This is a genomic window from Streptomyces coryli (genome assembly GCF_011044975.1).
In the GTDB taxonomy this organism is placed as follows: Bacteria; Actinomycetota; Actinomycetes; order Streptomycetales; family Streptomycetaceae; genus Streptomyces; species Streptomyces coryli.
The window spans coordinates 1-1,897 of record NZ_JAAKZV010000501.1; the positions used below are offsets into that span (position 1 = coordinate 1).

A 1,897-nucleotide genomic window follows, 5' to 3' on the forward strand; every position below is an offset into this window, starting at 1 on the left:
CGCCAGCACCAGCCCCAGCCGCTCCTGCGCCCCGGCGACCACCCGCACCGGCACCCCCCAGTCCTGCTGGTGCACATGGCACGCGGGGTACTCGACGCCCTCGGCGTCATCGCAGCTCGCCGCCATCGCCGAGACGTGCAGCACCCCCTCGGCCACCCCGTCCGCCAGCACCAGATCCCGCCCCAGCTCAGTGCCCGTACCCCCGCCGGAGGCCAGCAGTTCCGGCGGGGTGGAGCTCACCAGCAGCCGGGTCGCGGGGCCGTATCGCTCGTCGAGCTTCTGCCCCTCCGGCGGCTGGAAGACGACGTCGAGGCGCAGCCGCCCCGGCGCGACCTCCGTCGCGTCCCGCCGCGTGCGGTGCGCGACGCCGTCCACCCGCACCGCCTCCTCCGGCAGCCGCAGCCGCGTCAGCCGGTGCCGCGCCGACTCCACCACGACCACATCCGAGCCGTCCGCCACCACCGCGTCCGACGGTTCCCGCAGATCCGTGGCCAGCGTCGTCACCTCACCGGAAGCCGGGTCGTAGCGGCGCAGGGCGTGGTTGTACGTATCCGAGACCGCGACCGAGCCGTCCGGCAGCGCGGTGACGCCCAGCGGATGCTGGAGCAGCGCCTGCCCGGCCTCCCCGTCCCGGTGGCCGAAGTCGAACAGCCCCGTCCCCACCGCCGTATGCACCACACCGTCCGCGTCCAGCCACCGCAGCGCCGACGTCTCCGAGTCCGCGATCCACAGCCGGTCCGCCGTCGTGGAAAGCCCCGCCGCGAGCCCGGACGGCTGCGCGAACCACGCCTCCGCGGCCGGCCCGTCGACCAGGCCCTCGTTCGTCGTGCCCGCCGCGGCCGCCACCTCGCCCGTATCGAGCGCATACGTCCACAGCTGATGTACACCGGCCATCGCGATCCACAGCCGGTCGCCGAACCACGCCACATCCCACGGCGACGACAGGTCCACCTCCCGGCCAGGACCGGACACCGCCGACCCCTGCCACCACTGCCGCCCCGTCCCCGCCAGCGTCGTCACCTCGCCGCCGGCCAGGTCCAGGGCCCGTACCGCGTGATTCACCGTGTCCGCGACCGCCACCCGGCCGTCGGGCAGCAGCGCAAGCCCCTGCGGCTCGTTGAAGCTGGGCTCGGCACCATCCGCCAGCCCGCGCGAGCCCGTCCCGATCCGCCGCACCACCGTCTCGCCGTCCGCCGCCAGCTCCACCAGCTGGTGCCGGGTCGTGTCCGAGACCAGGAAGCCGCCACCAGGAAGCGCCAGCACCTTCCCCGGAAAGCGCAGGTCGGAGGCCTCCGGCTCCGGCGGTACGTACGGCCCGTCGCCCCGCCGCAGCGTGCCCTTCGCGGCGTGCTCGGCCTCCAGCTCGGCTACGAGCGTCTCCAGGGCGTGCGCGTGCCCCTCGCCCGCGTGCTGCGCGACGACGTACCCCTCGGGGTCGATCACCACGAGCGTCGGCCAGGCCCGCACCGCGTACTGCTTCCAGGTCGCCAGGTCCGGGTCGTCCAGCACCGGGTGCTCGACCCCGTATCGCTCGACCGCGTCCACGACCGCGGCGTGCTCGGCCTCGTGCACGAACTTCGGCGAGTGCACGCCGATGATCACGAGGGTGTCGCGGTGCTTCTCCTCGAGCTCGCGGAGTTCGTCGAGGACATGCAGGCAATTGATGCAGCAAAAGGTCCAGAAATCGAGGACGACGATGCGCCCTCGCAGGTCAGCCAGGGAAAGCTGCTTATCACCGGTGTTGAGCCAGCCGCCCTTGCCGACGAGTTCGGGGGCGCGGACACGTGCACGTATTGCCATAGCTCCATCAAACCTGAAGCGATCCCTCAGAGGTAAATCCCCTCCACCTCGTGCATCTCGAACCAGATCGCCTTCCCCTCCCCCCGCGGCTCCACCC

General features: G+C 72.6%; 1 protein-coding gene. It reads right to left on the minus strand.

Translation table 11 applies throughout. The features are described 5' to 3' along the window. A partial coding sequence (locus G5C51_RS41720) for a thioredoxin-like domain-containing protein (protein ID WP_165246111.1) occupies window positions 1-1,800 on the minus strand: 1,800 nt, incomplete at its 3' end. Window positions 1,801-1,897: the final 97 nt, after the last annotated feature.